The organism is Halobellus sp. GM3 (assembly GCF_052545375.1).
This window is the reverse complement of record NZ_JBQWLT010000008.1, coordinates 33,797-50,873: the sequence shown is the minus strand read 5'-3', so window position 1 is coordinate 50,873 and position 17,077 is coordinate 33,797. Positions and strand designations below refer to the sequence as shown.

15 protein-coding genes are annotated in these 17,077 nt (G+C 53.6%); 10 read left to right on the top strand and 5 right to left on the bottom strand.

Annotated features, from left to right (window positions below; genetic code table 11):
* Positions 1 to 2 precede the first annotated feature (2 nt).
* Positions 3 to 4,475: a PAS domain S-box protein gene (locus ACT3HL_RS13340; RefSeq protein ID WP_445087322.1), complete on the bottom strand. Its 4,473-nt coding sequence runs from the start codon at positions 4,473 to 4,475 to the stop codon at positions 3 to 5.
* A gap of 430 nt (positions 4,476 to 4,905) precedes the next feature.
* Here ACT3HL_RS13340 and ACT3HL_RS13335 point away from each other — a divergent pair, with 430 nt between their 5' ends.
* The 3 genes from ACT3HL_RS13335 to ACT3HL_RS13325 all read left to right on the top strand — a co-directional run bounded on the left by ACT3HL_RS13335 (position 4,906) and on the right by ACT3HL_RS13325 (position 6,695).
* Positions 4,906 to 5,307, top strand: coding sequence for a hypothetical protein (locus ACT3HL_RS13335; RefSeq protein WP_112077786.1), 402 nt, complete (start codon positions 4,906 to 4,908; stop codon positions 5,305 to 5,307).
* Between the two features lie 470 nt (positions 5,308 to 5,777).
* Positions 5,778 to 6,173 carry a hypothetical protein gene (locus ACT3HL_RS13330; protein WP_112077771.1) on the top strand — a complete coding sequence of 132 codons (396 nt, stop codon included), beginning with the start codon at positions 5,778 to 5,780 and terminating at the stop codon, positions 6,171 to 6,173.
* A 213-nt stretch (positions 6,174 to 6,386) separates the two neighbouring features.
* The gene (locus ACT3HL_RS13325) at positions 6,387 to 6,695 is read left to right on the top strand and encodes a hypothetical protein (RefSeq protein ID WP_445087321.1); all 309 of its coding nucleotides are present in this window, start codon (positions 6,387 to 6,389) and stop codon (positions 6,693 to 6,695) included.
* Positions 6,696 to 7,225: 530 nt separating this feature from the next.
* On the opposite strand, the gene ACT3HL_RS13320 is transcribed toward ACT3HL_RS13325, so the two are convergent.
* Positions 7,226 to 8,188, bottom strand: a complete 963-nt coding sequence (locus ACT3HL_RS13320; RefSeq protein ID WP_112077770.1) for a transcription initiation factor IIB — start codon at positions 8,186 to 8,188, stop codon at positions 7,226 to 7,228.
* A gap of 138 nt (positions 8,189 to 8,326) precedes the next feature.
* Here ACT3HL_RS13320 and sufB point away from each other — a divergent pair, with 138 nt between their 5' ends.
* The 6 genes from sufB (at position 8,327) to ACT3HL_RS13290 (ending at position 13,233) form a co-directional block, all read left to right on the top strand.
* Positions 8,327 to 9,757 carry a Fe-S cluster assembly protein SufB gene (sufB, locus tag ACT3HL_RS13315; protein WP_123124636.1) on the top strand — a complete coding sequence of 477 codons (1,431 nt, stop codon included), beginning with the start codon at positions 8,327 to 8,329 and terminating at the stop codon, positions 9,755 to 9,757.
* 40 nt (positions 9,758 to 9,797) lie between these two features.
* On the top strand, positions 9,798 to 10,127 hold the full coding sequence (locus ACT3HL_RS13310) for a 4Fe-4S dicluster domain-containing protein (protein WP_123124637.1): 330 nt from the start codon (positions 9,798 to 9,800) through the stop codon (positions 10,125 to 10,127).
* Between the two features lie 21 nt (positions 10,128 to 10,148).
* A complete protein-coding gene (locus ACT3HL_RS13305; RefSeq protein WP_112077785.1) occupies positions 10,149 to 10,538 on the top strand; it encodes a hypothetical protein in 390 nt (129 codons plus the stop codon).
* Between the two features lie 91 nt (positions 10,539 to 10,629).
* Positions 10,630 to 11,493: a thiamine pyrophosphate-dependent enzyme gene (locus tag ACT3HL_RS13300; RefSeq protein ID WP_445087320.1), complete on the top strand. Its 864-nt coding sequence runs from the start codon at positions 10,630 to 10,632 to the stop codon at positions 11,491 to 11,493.
* 5 nt (positions 11,494 to 11,498) lie between these two features.
* Entirely contained in the window at positions 11,499 to 11,648 is a 150-nt protein-coding gene (locus ACT3HL_RS13295) for a DUF7563 family protein (RefSeq protein ID WP_443984582.1), read from the top strand.
* 130 nt (positions 11,649 to 11,778) lie between these two features.
* The gene (locus tag ACT3HL_RS13290) at positions 11,779 to 13,233 is read left to right on the top strand and encodes a PAS domain S-box protein (RefSeq protein ID WP_445087319.1); all 1,455 of its coding nucleotides are present in this window, start codon (positions 11,779 to 11,781) and stop codon (positions 13,231 to 13,233) included.
* A gap of 53 nt (positions 13,234 to 13,286) precedes the next feature.
* On the opposite strand, the gene ACT3HL_RS13285 is transcribed toward ACT3HL_RS13290, so the two are convergent.
* The 3 genes from ACT3HL_RS13285 to ACT3HL_RS13275 all read right to left on the bottom strand — a co-directional run bounded on the left by ACT3HL_RS13285 (position 13,287) and on the right by ACT3HL_RS13275 (position 16,364).
* Entirely contained in the window at positions 13,287 to 13,757 is a 471-nt protein-coding gene (locus ACT3HL_RS13285; RefSeq protein WP_445087318.1) for a pyridoxamine 5'-phosphate oxidase family protein, read from the bottom strand.
* 237 nt (positions 13,758 to 13,994) lie between these two features.
* Entirely contained in the window at positions 13,995 to 14,438 is a 444-nt protein-coding gene (locus ACT3HL_RS13280) for a HalOD1 output domain-containing protein (RefSeq protein WP_445087317.1), read from the bottom strand.
* A 42-nt stretch (positions 14,439 to 14,480) separates the two neighbouring features.
* Positions 14,481 to 16,364, bottom strand: a complete 1,884-nt coding sequence (locus tag ACT3HL_RS13275) for a bacterio-opsin activator domain-containing protein (RefSeq protein ID WP_445087316.1) — start codon at positions 16,362 to 16,364, stop codon at positions 14,481 to 14,483.
* Positions 16,365 to 16,828: 464 nt separating this feature from the next.
* Between ACT3HL_RS13275 and ACT3HL_RS13270 the strand changes: the two genes are divergently transcribed.
* Entirely contained in the window at positions 16,829 to 16,999 is a 171-nt protein-coding gene (locus ACT3HL_RS13270) for a hypothetical protein (RefSeq protein ID WP_238330869.1), read from the top strand.
* The last annotated feature ends 78 nt before the right edge of the window (positions 17,000 to 17,077 follow it).

Genomic DNA, 17,077 nt, shown 5'->3' with positions numbered 1-17,077 from the left:
GTTTACGACACGATGCCCGGTTTTTCTGAGTCCTCTCGAGCCGGTTGGGTGGGGACTTCCAGTCTGATCTCACTCCCATCGCCCGAGGTTTCAACTGAAATCGATCCCCCGGCACGAGTCACCAGTGATCGCACCATCCACAATCCGAGTCCCTGCCCGTGACTCAGCGGCGTTTCTTCGCCAGTTTCGAGGAGATTTTTCTCCATTTCCGGGAGTCCAGGCCCAGTATCGGACACACAAACCTCTACCCACCGTTCATCGGATTGCGAGACACTGATCTGTACGGATGGATGCTCAGTATCGTTCGCTGTGATGGCGTTCTCAACGAGCTCAGAAATCGCCTTGTCAAGTTCACTCGGTATTTGTGATTCTAGATCGTGGTCGGCTGTGATAGTGATATTCGCATTAGCATATTCGTCTTCTTTTTTGGCTTGAATATCCTGAGCTATTTGCTGAGCACTCTGGTAGGAAGCGAGAGCGCTCTCGCTCGTGAGTATATTCTGGAGCTCTTGGGTCTTGTTTGCCATTCTTTCCCACTTGTCGAGAATGTCTCGGATCGTCGCAGCGCGCTGTTCACGAGTGTCTGTCTCTGTGTCCGACGCAAGCAGATCGACATACCCTCTCAGTTTCGTCAGATCATTTCGGATATTGTGCCGCATAATCCGGTGTAAGACCTGGACGTGTTGCTGACGCTGTTCCTGAGCTGTAATATCTCGTGCCTCAAATACTAGGAAGCTAAGCTCCCCGTGCTGGCTTGAGATCGGCTTGATCGAGAAGTCGAAGCTGGCGAGTCCATCAACGCCTTCTGCTTCCACGTCGAACCGAACGAATGAACCCGAAGATGCTTGAGTAACTGCCTGTCTAATTTGAGTTTGCACTTCAGACGAATGCGCGAACAGAGGGCATTCCCAGAGCGGTGTGCCTCTGCTCTCCTCCACACGTATGCCGCCGAACTCCATGAAGGGGTCGTTTAGCTCAAGGATTTCACCACTCTGGGTCATCAGACCCGTCAATTGGAACGTTTGATTGAATACGGATTCGAATTTTTTCGTTTGTTCTCTTATATTACTGATGTCACGTATATATAACAGAAACCCACCAATTGCTTCATCGTCAAAGAGATTCCGTCCACGTGCCTCTACGGTAATCCACTCGTCATCCGCATCCATTGCTTGGAACTCTAGCTGAACGCTTGAATCGGAATCCTCCACGGCGGCGAAAAACGCTTCCATTACACGTTCCCGATCCTCTGGATGGATATAATCAAAGACACTCTCTTGATTTAGCTGAGTTGGATCATATCCAAGAACCCGTTCAGCAGAGCCACTAAGATAGGTGAAACACCCGTCGCGATCTAAGATAGACACGACGTCGACTGATTCCTCAACGAACCGCTCTGTTCTACGCCGCTGTTGACGCTGGTTAGTAAGATCTCTGATGACCATCCCGTATCCCAGGAACACTCCATCTTCAGTTTGAAGGGGAACGTATGAGACTTCTGCAGGGAACGACGATCCATCCTGACGGACTCGCTGTCCTTCGTGAGTACTTTCTCCTGCGAGTGATGCCTGTTTTAATAACCGATCAGCAATCCCACGTTTTTGATCCTGTTCAGGGTGTAACTCTGCTGCTGGCATACCAATTGCAGTTTCTTCGTCATATCCAAAGATGTCGGCTGCTCCATCGTTCCAGCTGTCGATCTGTCCATCGTCATCGAGAAGTACAAAGGCGTATTCTTCGAGACTTTCCGAGAGGATCTCGAATCGCTTCCGCTCCTGTTGAATCTGCCGAATCCGTCGTTTTTGATCCGTTATGTCCGTGGCAATCGCGACAAGTCTCTCTCCAGTTTCGTCATCGGGTATCAGAACAGCATCTGTGTGTATCCATCGCGTTTGTTCGTTGGCATCAATAACTCTGAAATCCGCAGACAAGTCGTTGATATCGCCGACTCGTTCTAGTGAATCACGAACACGGTCCCGATCTTCCGGCGCGACGATCTGTACGAACTCTTCATAGTTGTCCGGATCATGGCCAAGTAAATCGACAAGCGTGTCGTCGAATGATATCTGATCCGTCTCAAGACTCCACTCTGCAATACCAGTGTCCGTTCCAGAAAGAACCAATTCGAGTTTCCGGTTTTGTTCTGCCAGGCTCCGAGTCCGTTGCCTCCGACCTGTTACGTCCTGCTGTATGCCAATAAACTTCGAAAGCGTCCCATCTGCATCAGTGACTGGCGTGACAGACAATCGATTCCAGTATTCACTCCCGTCTTTTCGGTAGTTTTTCAATTCTACCGTTACCGGTTCACCGGCCGCAATCGCCTCTCGAAGCTTCGATATTTCGTCTGGGTCTGTCTCGGGTCCCTGGAGGAAACGTGGATTACGACCTAAGGCGTCGTCCTCCTGGTAGCCAGTAATGTCGGTGAATCCTTTATTTACGTACTCGATCGGGTTGTCTTCTCGCTGTGGGTCGGTGATCATGACCCCAACATTCGAGGAGTCAATCGCTTGCTCCTTGAGTTCGAGTTCACGCTCCCGTTGCTGTCTTGCAGTTTCATCGCGCACAGTACAAACGAGGGGGCCATCATCGATGATAGTCAGAGAGATCTCGGCCGGGAAGGTCGTTCCGTCCGGTTGGGATCCGGTTACTTTGCCCCGCCAGTGCCCCTCCGACTCAAGAACAGGGAAGGCTTCCGACTCAAGACGCTCTACCTCATCTTCGTCATAGAGCATCCGCCAGGAGTTCCCGATGAGTTGGTCAGTATCATCGAATCCATACATATCCACGTGTGTCTCGTCGATGTAGGTGTATTCTCCATCCTCGAGAATAGCGAAGCCGTCTTTTGCATCCTCGACAGCCTGCTGGAACGTCTCTAATTCGCGACGGCGCTGCTCACGGGGCGTAATATCACGACTGGAAATAACGAGCGATTCGACTCCTGATTCCCCTATAACGGGACGGATGGTCCCGGTAAAGAACCGAATCTCTCCATCCGGTGTTGGGTATTCGGATTGGAAACTGACGTACTCACCTGACGCTGCTCGATCGATCCAGTCTTTTAGATCGTCCTGCAGAGTCTGAGAGTGTGACCACCACTCCCCCTCCCAAATCGGTTCCCCCAACATCTCATCTTTAGCGTGCGAAACGTACTCCAGGGCTGTTTCATTCACATCGATCACTTCACCAGTGGTTTCCAGTAATCCGACCAGCATCTCAGGATCTTCGAACACCGACTCGAAACGCCGCTCATTCTCCCGAAGTTCCGCTTGACGCCGATATTTTTCAGACACGTCACGGACAACACAGACGATTCGATCGTCTTCCAAGCGTGTCAGCGATAGTTCGGTCGGAAATTCTCCCTTGCCTGCTGGAGATGCAGTTACAGTACCTCTCCACTCTCCATCGGACCAGAGGGCTGAAAGCGCCTCATCCTCTATGCGCTCGACCTCGACGGAATCGGTGTACAACTCATGCCAGGTCTGCCCGAGTAACTCGTTTTTGTCCTCGAACCCGTATATGTCGGCATGCGTTTGATCAACGTACGTGTACTCCTCGTTCTCCAAAATAGCAATCCCATCACTCGCGTTTTCGATAGCTGATTGAAATGACTCCAGACGACGTCGGCGTTCCCGCTGTTCCGTCACATCTCTCGCAACGGTATGCATATAGGCCGTCCCATCGCGCTCGATCCGACGGTTCGAGAACTCCACATCAATTTTACTGTCGTCGCTCCGAAGCAATTTTGCGTCAGTGGTTGCTGGTTCGCTAGCTAAAATTTGGGCGTGGTAGTCCCGATAGGCATGTAAGTCGACCTCTTCGTGAAGATCGGGAATACGCATCGAGAGGAGTTCCTCTCGCTCATAGCCAGTTAACTCGCAAGCAGCCTGATTTACTTGGACGAAATTCGCATCTGAATCACTAATGAAAATGGCATCGTTGGAGCCTTCAAACAACGTGTGTGTCCAATCACGTTCAGCCTGTAGCTCCTCGTGTCGTCGGATTCGTGAGATTGCAGCTTCAAGATTCGAAGCAACGAGTTTTGCCAGTTCTGAGTCTTTCTCGGTAAACGCATCCACTTCAGTGGCTCCGACACTCAAGACGCCGAAACCTGAAATTGGCACAAGAATTTCGCTCCGAATCGGGGTGTCTGAATTATACGTGCCGTCGGCCTCGTGGACATCGTCGAACGCTTCCGGACGATTCTGTCTGTACACACGCCCGGCGAGAGAATCAAGTGGAAGGATAGGTGCATCGCCGATCACCGCTTGTGCCTCAGTTGATTCGGCGATTGGGCGGAGTTCGTTTCCCTCCTCATCGTATTCCCAGATCGCCGAAAGAGGCGCATCAAAATTGAGATCCAACATTCGGACAGCAACGACAGAGACGTCCTCGATAGAACCAGCTTGGTTCAGTTCCGAAGACAATTCGAGAAGTCCCGCGGGGGTATGTTCCGTGTACGTGTCTCCATCGCTCATACATCCGATGTTGTTGTTCCGCTCTATTATGTTTTCGCTTAGAGAACCATTTCATATCGGCCCTAATAGAATTAGATCGATAAATATAGGGTACAGCTATTCACCCTTGAGAATCAATCGTGGTAACAAGATGTCGACGGAAGCAGTTGAGGTACTCGGGCGGAAATACAGCGTAGATATACTGCGGGCGGCGAAGGAACCGCGATCAGTTAGCTGGCTGAGTCAAGAGCTAGATATCCCGATTGCCACCTGTTATAGACGTGTGAAGGAACTTTCTGAGAATATGTATTTAGAAGAGGTCACTGCGGACGAGAGCAGGGATAGAACACAGTACTGTCGAACGGCGGATAGTATTGAACTCAACCTTGCATCTGACGTATTACTTAGCGGCTCTCGATCTTGGGAAACTCGAGAAGTACCAAGGGATACAATACCGTTAGATTCCGTTACGCTTGATGAGTTCTCCCAAACGATTGATACTGTCGAAGACTACTTCGGGAGTTTGATCGACGATGTTGCTGTTCATGCATCCATTTCACGCCGGCAACTTGTGGCGGTGCTGGCACGCGCCCAGCTCTCGGGTCGCCAACTCGACACCGCGGGACTGACCGATAACGGCGACATCGTCCACCAGTCGAACGATGAGACACTCTTTTGGCTTGACGGTGGTTTCTGGACGGATCTGGGCGGGCTCCACTACTTGAGCCCAGACGAGGGACGAGCAGCCAGAGAAGTTCATCGCCGACTCATCGAGGCGGTCGCCGGAGACGTCGCCGACTACAATCGCGAGCGCGATCCGTTTATTCTCATTAACGAACCTTCTGGGCGCTAATATCGTTTCTGCCTGGTCACAAACCTCGAAGTCACTCGTAACTTCGCTCAGCCGCTGGCAGAAGCCTACCGGCGTCGGTGGGGAATAGAAACGTCCTACCGAAAAGTAACCGAGTTTCTCCCGAAAACGTCGTCACCGACGTTCTCTGTTCGATTGTTCTACTTCCTGCTTGCCGTAGCACTCTACAATCTGTGGATGTTGACGAACCTGCTACTTGCATCGGGTCGGGTGGTCGGGAGCACTGCTGTCCTCCCGCCCGCCCTGTTCCGGTAATTTCTCGATCTAATATAGTCACGGATGTCCGGTCCCACAGGTGATCGAAACGCATAATTCCGAAGCAAAGAGATTGAGAGCTGTCCGACTACACGAGAAACGCCAGTTCCATCTACAAGGATACGAGAAACGTACCTCGCAAGAAATCACAGGCTAACCAACCGAGACAAGCACCACCCATGACGGCTCTTCCAACGATGACCATCGAGCACGACGGTGAAGAGTTCTCAATCAGTTACGAACCATGGTTCACGTGCGGCGACTGCAACGAAAGCTGGGAAACACGCCACAGTGGTGACTCCGACCAGTTCACCCAGCAGGATCGTACCTGCCCACACTGCGGAACAACAAGCGGGCACACCTACACCAAGCGCATCCACTACTACACCAAATACGACACCATCCCGTTGAACGACCCGCCACTCGACATTCAGACCCACGCAGATGCCGTCCGTCACTTTGCAGACAAACTTGACGCGCTTGAAGCAAACGGCTGGGAACTGACACAATCGGATGGCGTGCACATCTACATCGAGAAGACCATCACCGAATCCACCGACTCTCCGCACAAAGTAGACCACGAACTCCAGTGACTCGTCGTGCAGCCGGAGTCTTTTCCGGTCGCACCACGGCTACGTGCCAAGCATCGGGCCCAGGGAGTGTACAAACTTGTGGAAGCCTCCACACGGGTCGGCGAATTGGTCGCTCCTTATGCGAGCTATAGCAAACCGAAATAGAGATAATTAACTACGCTCAAACAGACTGCTCACAGCCAAGAAGACAGAATAAGGAGGGCTGTCTTCAGGATGACGGAATACGGTAACTCGGAGCAAGAACGCCAGCAACGGGATTCCGAGACTGTTGTGGAAGCCGTGCTCAGAGATGCGGTCGAACTGTTCGAGAGCCAGAAGCACACCAATTTAACAACACTTCATAGAGCTAAGGACAAGTTTGTCACATATGCGATTGATATGTATGCGGTGCAGTCAGTAAGTTGTGAAATTGTAGACAAACCGGCGAATCCACGACTAATCATCGAAAAGAGGGCTGTCAACATGTTCAAACAGCGGTATAACAATCACAATAATAACGGGACTGATATTCCCCTCTCCTAAACTTCCGAAGCGACGGGAGTTGGCACACCGTCAGTCGCGCCTTCTCGTATTCAACGTCAATTCGTCTCAGAAAAAGTCGGAGTTTCGGCCTATATGTGGCGACTTGGTGTCCGCGAGCTGTGATTTGAAAAGTAAAATTGAATAGAATCAGTCCCGTTAATGGCAGGGTGCCCACCGATGGGGTGTTTGAGCTTCCGCCCTGTTGGTGGGTGGTTAACCGAGGAAGTGTCCTCGCTCCAAATGGTGATGAAACGCTCCTGCCCGAACCCCACAAATTCGGACCATCGCGCTCAACAACTGGTGTTGGAAGGGGCGGGGACAGCCTTCCTCTTCGGGCAGCATATTTCGACAATCGAAGTGTGAAAACCCGTGGTGTGCTACCCTTGTCTCATACGTATTGGTAGTGGGTATTTCCACAGGGTAGCCACTACTTCGTGGTAGCAACTTAGTGGTGAACCGCCTCGGGGTCAAGCTCCGAGGCACTCGGCCTGCTCCGCCTGTAGACATAGCACTGGACATCTCCAGAACTTTCAACCATTTTGACGCTCTTCGTAGGCGTTGAGAACCTCACGATACCGGTTTCGAATAGTGACGTTACTGACGTCAGCAACCTCGGACACGTCGTCTTGAGTGATATTTTCACCACAGAGCTTCCCCGCCGCATAGACGGCACTCGCAGCAATACCAACCGGGTGTTTCCCGCTGTGGACGCCGTTAGCTGTGGCCGCTTCGACCAGTTGGCGGGCTTGTCGCGTCGTGTCATCGCTACAGTCCAGTTCGGAGACGATACGCCCGACGTATTCTATTGGATCCGTCGGCGGAATCTGCACGTCGAGTTCCCGAACGACGTATCTGTAGGTGCGTTTGATCTCCAGCGAGTCGACACGGCTGACGACAGCGATTTCGTCGACCGTCCGCGCAACGCCATCGAGCCGTGTCGCGGCATACAGAGCCGCGGTTGCAACCCCCTCGATCGAGCGCCCTGGCAAGAGACCTTCCTCTAACGCGCGCCGATACATCACGCTTGCAGTCTCGCGTGTCGGCTTGTGTACCCCCAACGCAGAGGCCATCCGCTCGATCTCGCCGAGTGCCTGCTTGAGGTTGCGCTCTTTCGAATCCCGTGTACGGAAGCGTTCGTTCCACGTCCGTAGTCGCTGGAGTCGCTGGCGCTTTCGTGGCGACACTGGATTTCCGTATGTGTCTTTGTTCTGCCAGCCAATATTGGTCGAAAGCCCTTTGTCGTGCATCAATTGTGTCGTCGGCGCACCAACGCGTGATTTCGCTGCCTTTTCAGCCGAATCGAAGGCTCGCCACTCCGGACCGCGGTCGATACGTTGCTCATCAAGGACCAATCCGCAGGCAGTACACACCTTCTCCGACGTATCACTCTCTGCGAGTACGTCCTCGCCACACTCGGGACATCGCTGCTCCTGTGCTTGCTCTGTTTTTGACTCTGCGGGTGGGGCAGTCGTCTCGCGAGTCTGGTTGGTCATATCTCCCCTTTCATCTCATCAACAGTAAACTTTTGTGACCACCAATAGTTCCTATAAACTGTGAAAGAAACCTATTATAGTTACAAATTGTAGTTTGAGTACCCTAGCTTTATTCTCTCATACTACAAACCTCGATTGATGAGTTCCGATCAAGAGCACCTCCGCGAGACCGACACTGAAGACCGATTCGATTTCAAAAAAGAGGAAGCAGCTGCGTTCAAGGCTGACCAAGGGCTGACAGAGGAGACGATACGGCTCATTTCTGAGGATAAAGACGAGCCTGAGTGGATGTTGAAGCGACGACTACGTGCGTTGAACCTCTGGCAAGAGATGCCGATGCCGACTGATTGGCCGGGACAGCCGGACCTCTCGGAGGTCGACGTCAACGAGATCGTGCCGTACATCCGCCCCGACGTCGACGTCCGCGCCGGCGTCGACGACTGGGAAGAGTTGCCCGAGGACATCAAGGATACATTCGACAAGCTCGGTATCCCGGAAGCCGAAAAGAATGCGCTCTCCGGCGTGGGTGCCCAGTACGAGTCCGAGGTCGTCTATCAGAATATGCAGGAGCGCTGGGAAGAGAAAGGCGTCATCTTCTGTAATATGGATGAGGCTGTTCAGGAACACGAAGACCTCGTCCGCGAATACTTTATGACGAAGTGCGTACCGCCGAGCGACAACAAGTTCGCGGCGCTGCACGGCGCCATCTGGTCCGGCGGCTCGTTCGTCTACGTTCCCGAAGACGTCACCGTCGAGATGCCCGTCCAGGCATATTTCAGGATGAACTCCGAGGGGATGGGGCAGTTCGAACACACGCTCATCATTGCGGAGCCAAACTCTGAGGTTCACTATATCGAGGGTTGCTCGGCCCCGAAGTACTCGGCGTTCAACCTGCACTCGGGTGGCGTTGAGGTGATCGTGAAGGAGAATGCCCACGTCCAGTACTCGACGGTGCAAAACTGGTCGAAGAACACCTACAACCTCAACACAAAGCGTGCGATCGCCGAGAAAGATGCGACTATGGAGTGGATTTCGGGGTCGATGGGCTCGAAGGCGACGATGCTGTATCCATCGACGATCCTGAAGGGGCCGGGCGCGACTGACAACCACATCACCATCGCGTTCGCCGGTGAGGGCCAGAACATCGACACCGGCGCGAAGGTGTACCACAACGCGCCGGACACGAAATCGACGATCGAGTCGAAGTCCATCTCGAAGGACGGCGGCCGTACGAACTACCGCGGGCTGGTCCACATCGCCGACGGCGCGGAGAACTCCTCGACCTCCGTCGAGTGTGACGCGCTGATGTTCGATAACGAGTCCACTTCCGATACGATGCCGTATATGGAGATCAACGAGTCGACGGTCGACGTCGCTCACGAGGCGACTGTCGGGAAAATCGGCGACGAGGACGTCTTCTACCTCCAGTCGCGCGGTCTGGACGACGACGACGCAAAGCAGATGATCGTCTCGGGCTTCATCGAGCCGATCACCGAAGAATTGCCCATCGAGTACGCGGTTGAACTCAACCGACTCGTCGAACTGGAGATGGAGGGCTCGCTCGGATAGTAGTTCGTCCGGACTACGCCACTCTTATCGAGGATATCTCATGGCTATCGATCCACACTTCGAAGAGAACCGCGATGTCGCCGAGCACCACGAGGGGCACCGAGTCTGGGGGCCGGTCGACGAACCGGAGAAACTCGGAATCCACGGCACACACGTGGCTGTCGACTTCGACATCTGCATCGCCGACGGTGCTTGCCTCGAGGACTGTCCCGTCGACGTGTTCGAATGGACGGATACACCGGGCCATCCCGAGAGCGACATCAAAGCTGATCCGATCAACGAGACACAGTGTATCGACTGCATGCTTTGTGTCGACGTGTGTCCCGTCGACGCCATCGACGTTGATCCCGGGAGAGCGGGGCGCCTGTGAGGGGTGATTGAGGACTCGCTTATGACCCTACCACTCCAGTGCTACCGGTGCGGGACAGAGTATACCTATCTCGGTGAGAGTCCACATCCCGCTCAGTGCCCGGCGTGTGGATCGTCGTGCGTCCCGCCGGCTGGCTGTCTCACCGTCGTCAACAGCGTTCACTGGGAGAGTGCAAACGGGCTCGCGAAAGTCTGGGTCCACAGCGTCGATGAACGTGACCGACCGTTCGAATTCGAAGTCGCTGCACACGGTCGCCGTGGCAAATTAGTTGCGATCAAAGTTGACGGCGTGTCGATTAACCCACAGATTGACAAGACACTGGAAACGCTCCCACCGGCAGTGAGGGCCAAAATCGAAGCACAGGGAATAACAGACATCGAGATTGCGACAATCACGAACTCGAAAGCATGATACCAAGCCAGATTACGCAACGACCGACATCAGCGAGCATCGGCTCGAAGGATGAACTCTGGCGTACGGTCGGAAGGGGGCCAGTAAAAAGATGAGCACCGACATCAGATTCACCGACTTCAAATCCGATAAGCAGCCAACGTGGTGTCCCGGTTGCGGTGACTTCGGCACGATGAACGGGATGATGAAAGCGCTAGCGAATACCGGGAACGACCCGGACAACACGTTCATCGTCGCGGGGATCGGCTGTTCCGGGAAGATCGGGACTTATATGCACAGCTACGCGCTCCACGGTGTTCACGGCCGCGCCCTTCCCGTGGGTATCGGGGCGAAGCTGGCGAATCCGAACCTCGAAGTGATGGTCGCCGGGGGTGACGGTGACGGGTACTCGATCGGTGCGGGCCACTTCGTCCACGCCGTCCGCCGCAACGTCGACATAACATATATCGTGATGGACAACCGCATCTACGGCCTCACGAAGGGACAAGCCTCGCCAACCTCGCGTGATGACTTCGAAACCTCGACGACGCCCAAGGGGCCGAAACAGCCGCCGGTCAACCCACTCGCGCTCGCGCTAGCTGCCGGCGGGACGTTCATTGCGCAGTCGTTCAGTTCAGACAGCCAGCGCCACACCGAGATCGTTCAGAAAGCCGTCGAACACAACGGGTTCGGCTTCGTCAACGTCTACAGCCCCTGTGTGACGTTCAACGACGTCGATACCTACGACTACTTCCGAGACACGATTGTCGATCTCGCCGAGACTGACCACGATCCGACGGATTACGACGACGCTACGGACGCGATTATGGACGGCGATAAAGAGTACCAGGGTGTACTCTATCGGGACGAGCACTCGGTTGCCTACGAAGAGCGTGAAGGGCTCTCAGAGAATATGGCGGTCATACCTGACGGAGCTCCGGACAATGCAACGGATCTCGTTCGGGAGTTCTACTGATCCCTATGCCTGAATGCGCTACCTGTGGCGGACATATTTCGGCTCAGTTCGCACGAGTGTTCGGCGACAAGGACGGCGTCGTTCTCGCGTGCCCGTCCTGCTCGCCCAATGCTGGTATTGGAAAAGAAATACGACAGCGAACGGACCATATATAGGGATTCTCTCTATCAAGCCCTATTGGCTCGTATTGCACGCCTGTGGACAGGCCGAACCATACAATTATTAGAATGTACCTTCGTTTATTGCGTATACCACGACTACGATTACCACTCATCAAGATCGTATATGAGCAGTAATGACAAACCCAATCAATCGAGGTATCGTGCTCTGTTTGAGAACAGTCGTGATGCGCTGTTGTTGTTCGACCGTGACGGGTATTTTGACTGCAATACACGCGCAGTCGAACTCTTCGGCCTCAATTCAAAGGAAGAGGCCCTCACGTATGCACCGTGGGACCTTGCACCGAAAACCCAACCTGATGGCGCCAACTCGAAAGAGGTCGCACAGACACACATCGAGACGGCATTTCAGCAGGGCGGCGCATTCTTCGAATACACCCATCAGACCGTAGGCGGGACAACATTTCCAGCGGAGGTGAAGTTGACCCGGTTTGAAGACGACGGCCGGCCAGTCCTGCACTCCCTAGTCAGAGACATCACCGAGCGGAAAGAACGAGAACGCGAACTCACAGAAAGCGAGGCCAAATACCGGAACCTCTTCGAGAGCACCCAGGACGCTCTTATGTTACTGGAAAGGCAGGGATTTTTTGATTGCAACGAACACACCTTGGACCTATTCCGCATTGAGTCCATAGATACGTTTGCTGAATGTACCCCGTGGGACCTAGCACCGCCAACGCAACCGGACGGGAGAGACTCGGAGGAAGCAGCCCAAGAGCACATCGAGACCGCTTTCGAGACAGGAACCGCCTTGTTCGAGTGGGTACATCGTCGCCCCGACGGGACTGAGTTCCCCGCGGAGGTCAAGCTTAGCCGATTCGATCATCGTGGAGAACCACGTTTGCACGCATTAGTCCGGAACATCTCTGACCGGAAAGCGTACGAACGACAGATACGGGAACAACGCGATAATCTCGAAATCCTGAATCAGGTACTTCGCCACGACATCCGTAACGACATCCAATTGATAATGGCATATGCAGAGTTGGCTGCCGACCAATCGGGGTCTGACTCTATTCGAGAACACCTAGATATTGTTTTAGAAAACGCAGAACACGCTGTCGAGATTACGACGACTGCTCGACAAATGGCAAAAGTGATGCTCTCAGATACTGAGAATGTCGCTCCAACTCCTCTTGGCCCTTCGCTTTCCAGCGCAATTGAAGAAGTACAGAACACCTACCCGGACGCCCTGGTCACGCCTACTGCTGCCGCGCCGGAGACACCGGTTCAGGCAAATGATATGCTCGAGGCGGTCTTCCGCAATCTTCTGAAGAACGCGATCCAGCACAACGACAAGGAAGTCCCGGAAGTGGATATCTCGGCACGTGAACGGACAGACTCTGTCCTGGTTCAGATTGCGGATAACGGACCGGGAATCCCGGATTCAGAGAAGGAGACCATCTTTGGGAAGGGGGAAACGGGCCTCGACAGCTCCGGCACCGGGCTCGGCTTGTATCTGGTCAAGACGCTCGTAGAATCTTACGGCGGGGTAATCGAGATAGATGACAACGAACCCGCTGGGGCGGTTTTCAGCGTCACAGTTCCGAAAGCGGGCTAACCGCTATAGACGTATTGTATGTGGCTTCAGTCATAGACGCTCTTCATTATGATTTACTCGGATCCGTCAATATCCCACCTCTCGTATTCCGTAGAAAATTCACGACCCGTACAATCCCCTTTATCCAATCCGAACAGGCGGAACTCCACGTTTTCAAATGGGATTCCCCATACCCCAAGGTCAGGAGGGAACTCTGCATTCGACGCGATACTTGCGTATGCTTGCTGTTCCTCCTTTTCTGGAATCTCGTATAACTCTCCTGTGATGATAATGCTTCGCCATATCGACTCGTCTTCAGCATCCTGTTCATATACAGTAAGGCAGACATTCGGATTCGATTCAATGGCTTGATTCTTTCGTCCTTCGTATCCACCACCCCATTGCATTGGGAACACTGGTTTCTCGGAATCGTATCCAAAAGACATTGGGATCGCATATGGCTGATCACTTTCAGCCATCGCGAGGACCCCAACACCCTGTCGAACAAGTGCCTCGTCAATTTCGTCCTTAGCAAGATTCCTCATATGGAAGCATTCTCAGTTGAATGCACTAAGTGTTGGGCCGCTTTCGGATATTTCGCCACACTCTTTGCCGGATATCAAGAGAAGCCCGACCAATTTCGGCGACATCTGTGTCATCGTCATCTTGGCCTACGTCAACTATACACGGAATGGTTATTTTACATCTTTCAGAACAGATAGTCTCGATTCGCCCATACAATACCAGTTTCTGTGTATCAATGCCCGAAGATTAGTGATAACTCAGTCACCGCGTTGATTGATTAACGTCGGATCAAAATTCTCTCCCTTCCTCACGACGTTCTCATTTCTGTCCAAGACAACCAGCCCTCCATCCTCTAACTCGGACAGAGACAAATGAGTTAGCTGGAGACGGAGTTTCGCCACTTCCTCGTTTGCAGATGGAAGATCAGTATGAAGTAGATCCGTTCCAGAGATCACGATCTCACCAGAACCCGAAAGCTCTATATCGTACTCCTCGAAAACGAACGAGATCGTCACAGTATCGTCACCGCCGAGCAATTGGTCCATCGCATCTGGATCAATTACGTCTGCTACTGGATCAATATCAAGCGGGTCTTGATTCGTCACGAATGCAATCGCTTCAATCATAGCGACGGATGGAGGGCGCTCACCAATCTGGAAATGCCACTTGTTGGGTGCCGAGTTGTCTTGATTCGCGCTCACAATGTTTTGTGCCACCTCATACCATATGAACACAGACTCTGACTAGTCTGACGGTAGGGCGGCTGCCTGTTCGAACAAATGATAGAATACTGTAGACTCCGCCCGTCGCAAGTGATAGTGGAACGTCTGTCGCGAAATGCCGAGTTCCGCCGCCAGTTCGTCGCCGGTTTTGAGCCGTGGGCGCTCGTAGTATCCCCCGAAATACGCTAATTGCAGCGCTGCTTGTTGTCGATCAGTCAGTTCCTCATCGACAAACTGTCGGAGATACGTCGGAGTCAACAGCCGTCGTTGAGCGACGAGTTCGATATCCGAATACTGTTCTCGAATCGCCTGTACAACAGTCGTTGAATCGACCGTTTCTGGGAATCTCCCAATCACTGTCGCCGTGTCGTCTTTGATCGTCACCGTTTGGAGTTCGCCGTCGAAGGTATCGAAGATGGCGGCAATTGACTGGTCAGTGGCAGTTACGTGGAAGCGAGCGCTCTCCTCCACGTCTTTCAGGAGTCTGAAATCGGAGGCGGATGGAAAACCGCTCTCGACGAGACTCCGAACAATCTGGGGTGACAGCCCGTTTACTGCCCAGAATAGGCGTTCCGTTCCGTCAGAGAGCGAGACAGTCGAATCAAGAGCCAGCTCGAAGTCTGCGTCTGTCTCTGTACGGCAGAGTCGAGCAATCTCCGCGGATCTAAACTCCAGTTCCGCGGTGGGATCAAGGACGTCCCTGCGTTCAAGAGCGTACAACGCGTACCCGATAATCTCGCCGAGTTCCGTGAGAATGCGCTGTTTCTCTTGGTTGAATGCCTCGGAGCGATCAGCGTACACCCCAAGCACGCCGTATACCGTCCCTTCATACCCCAAAGGAACGGAAGCGTACGATCGTATCCCGTGGGTATCGGCAAGGTGCTTCCAATAGTCGTAGGGAAGATCAGCGAGATCGTGTTGGACTTGTAATTCACCGGTTCGTACGGCGTGCGCAGCAGGACCCTCGTCGAGCGGAGGTGCCTTTTGATCCAACATCTCATCAAGATAGGTTTCCATATCCCCAGCCATCGCCCAGGGTTCGAAGTCATCGAATAGTGACGACAGTTCACCCATCACTGTCGATTGGTACGCATCGAACTCCAGGAGCGTGTCACAGACAGCCTGTGCGACCTCCTTGCGCGTCTCGGCCCGTGCGACGGTCTGGACGATTGCCCGGATTACGGTATTGAGTCGATCGATGCGCTGGAGCTGTTGCTCGCGCTCTTTGAGGTCGGTAATATCTCGCCCTTCCGGCACAAGCAATATTATTTCGCCGTGTTCGTTCGACACAGGGCGGAGTGAAAAATCAATGATTGCGGTGCGGTCGGCACCCTGAACTTCGACCTCGAACCGAACGAACTCGCCGTCGGCTGCTCGGTCGATAGCGTCTCTCAACTGGGCTTGCGTCCCGTCGGAGAGCTGCCACCAGTAGGCCTCCCAGAACGGCTCCCCGACGACGTCCTCTCGGGTCAGGCCCCCAAAGGAAAGTGCGGCCTCGTTTGCATCGATAAGCGTGCCGTTGGGCTCCAGAACACCGATAAAATGGAACGTCTGGTTGAATATTAGCTCATAGAGGTCCTCTTGGCCGAGATTTTCCATCGATAACTGGAATGAATCTTGCCCTTCTCGAAGTCGACTATGCGCCGACGGTGCCAGAGAGTGAGCAGCATCATATAACTCATCGGATGACTGCTCCGTAGGTCGCCACCACACTCGACCTCTCGCCCCGACTTTCTTTGTCTCAAGAGTACCTTGGTTGACGAGGACATCTAACTTGTTGTAAATCGTGCGCGCTGTACAGTCGAACTCGGCTGCGACCTCCGTCGTCGTCACCGGCGTGCCAGCAGGTGCGAGCGTGTCGACAGCATTCAACACGGTGGCTGGCGAGGGTGACGCAGAACTCATACACCCAAAATGCACGCAAACCAGAAAACGATTCCGTCAACAGAAAACCCGAACAGTACCCTCGAGAGACCCCCGCAATTGATATCCTCCACCCCACTCGCTCACGGATTTGCCGTTCGTGGTTCGAGACGGCGGCCGTCTGGTAGCCACGCTTTAGACACTCGAAGTGCTTGCGGTGGCTATCACCATCGTGAGTGAACCGCCTCGAAAACCGGGGAACACTACAGCACCCCATTTCCGTGGCAAACGTGTATCGTTTCTAGTTCCGTAACCCTATACAAAATGAGCTACGATACGGAACACGTGGGAAACGCGGGTGACACTCCGAAGATGATCATCGGATCCCCACGTTCGCAGAATTACTCGAGAACCCGTCCCTCGCTAGTCTCTATACATCGATTCGGCGCTCAGCGACTGCCACGGCCCCCGAACTTGTTGAGTCAACGACTGACTCGAAGAAGACGGTGTTCGACTATCTCGATAAACTGGAGCAGGCAGGCCTGATCAGCAAGGTTGACGAGGATGGCGGAACCGCCGTATACACCGCTGAAACTGCGTATGATCTCGTCGAAGCGCTCTATTCGATTTTCGATCTTGGTGACGATGAGCCGGGCCCGACGACGTACACCGGATGATTTCGACGAGGACGAAGGCGATCTCCTTGGGGAATTTGCCGACAAGTAGACCGAATGACGAGGCTCAGCTCGTACCGG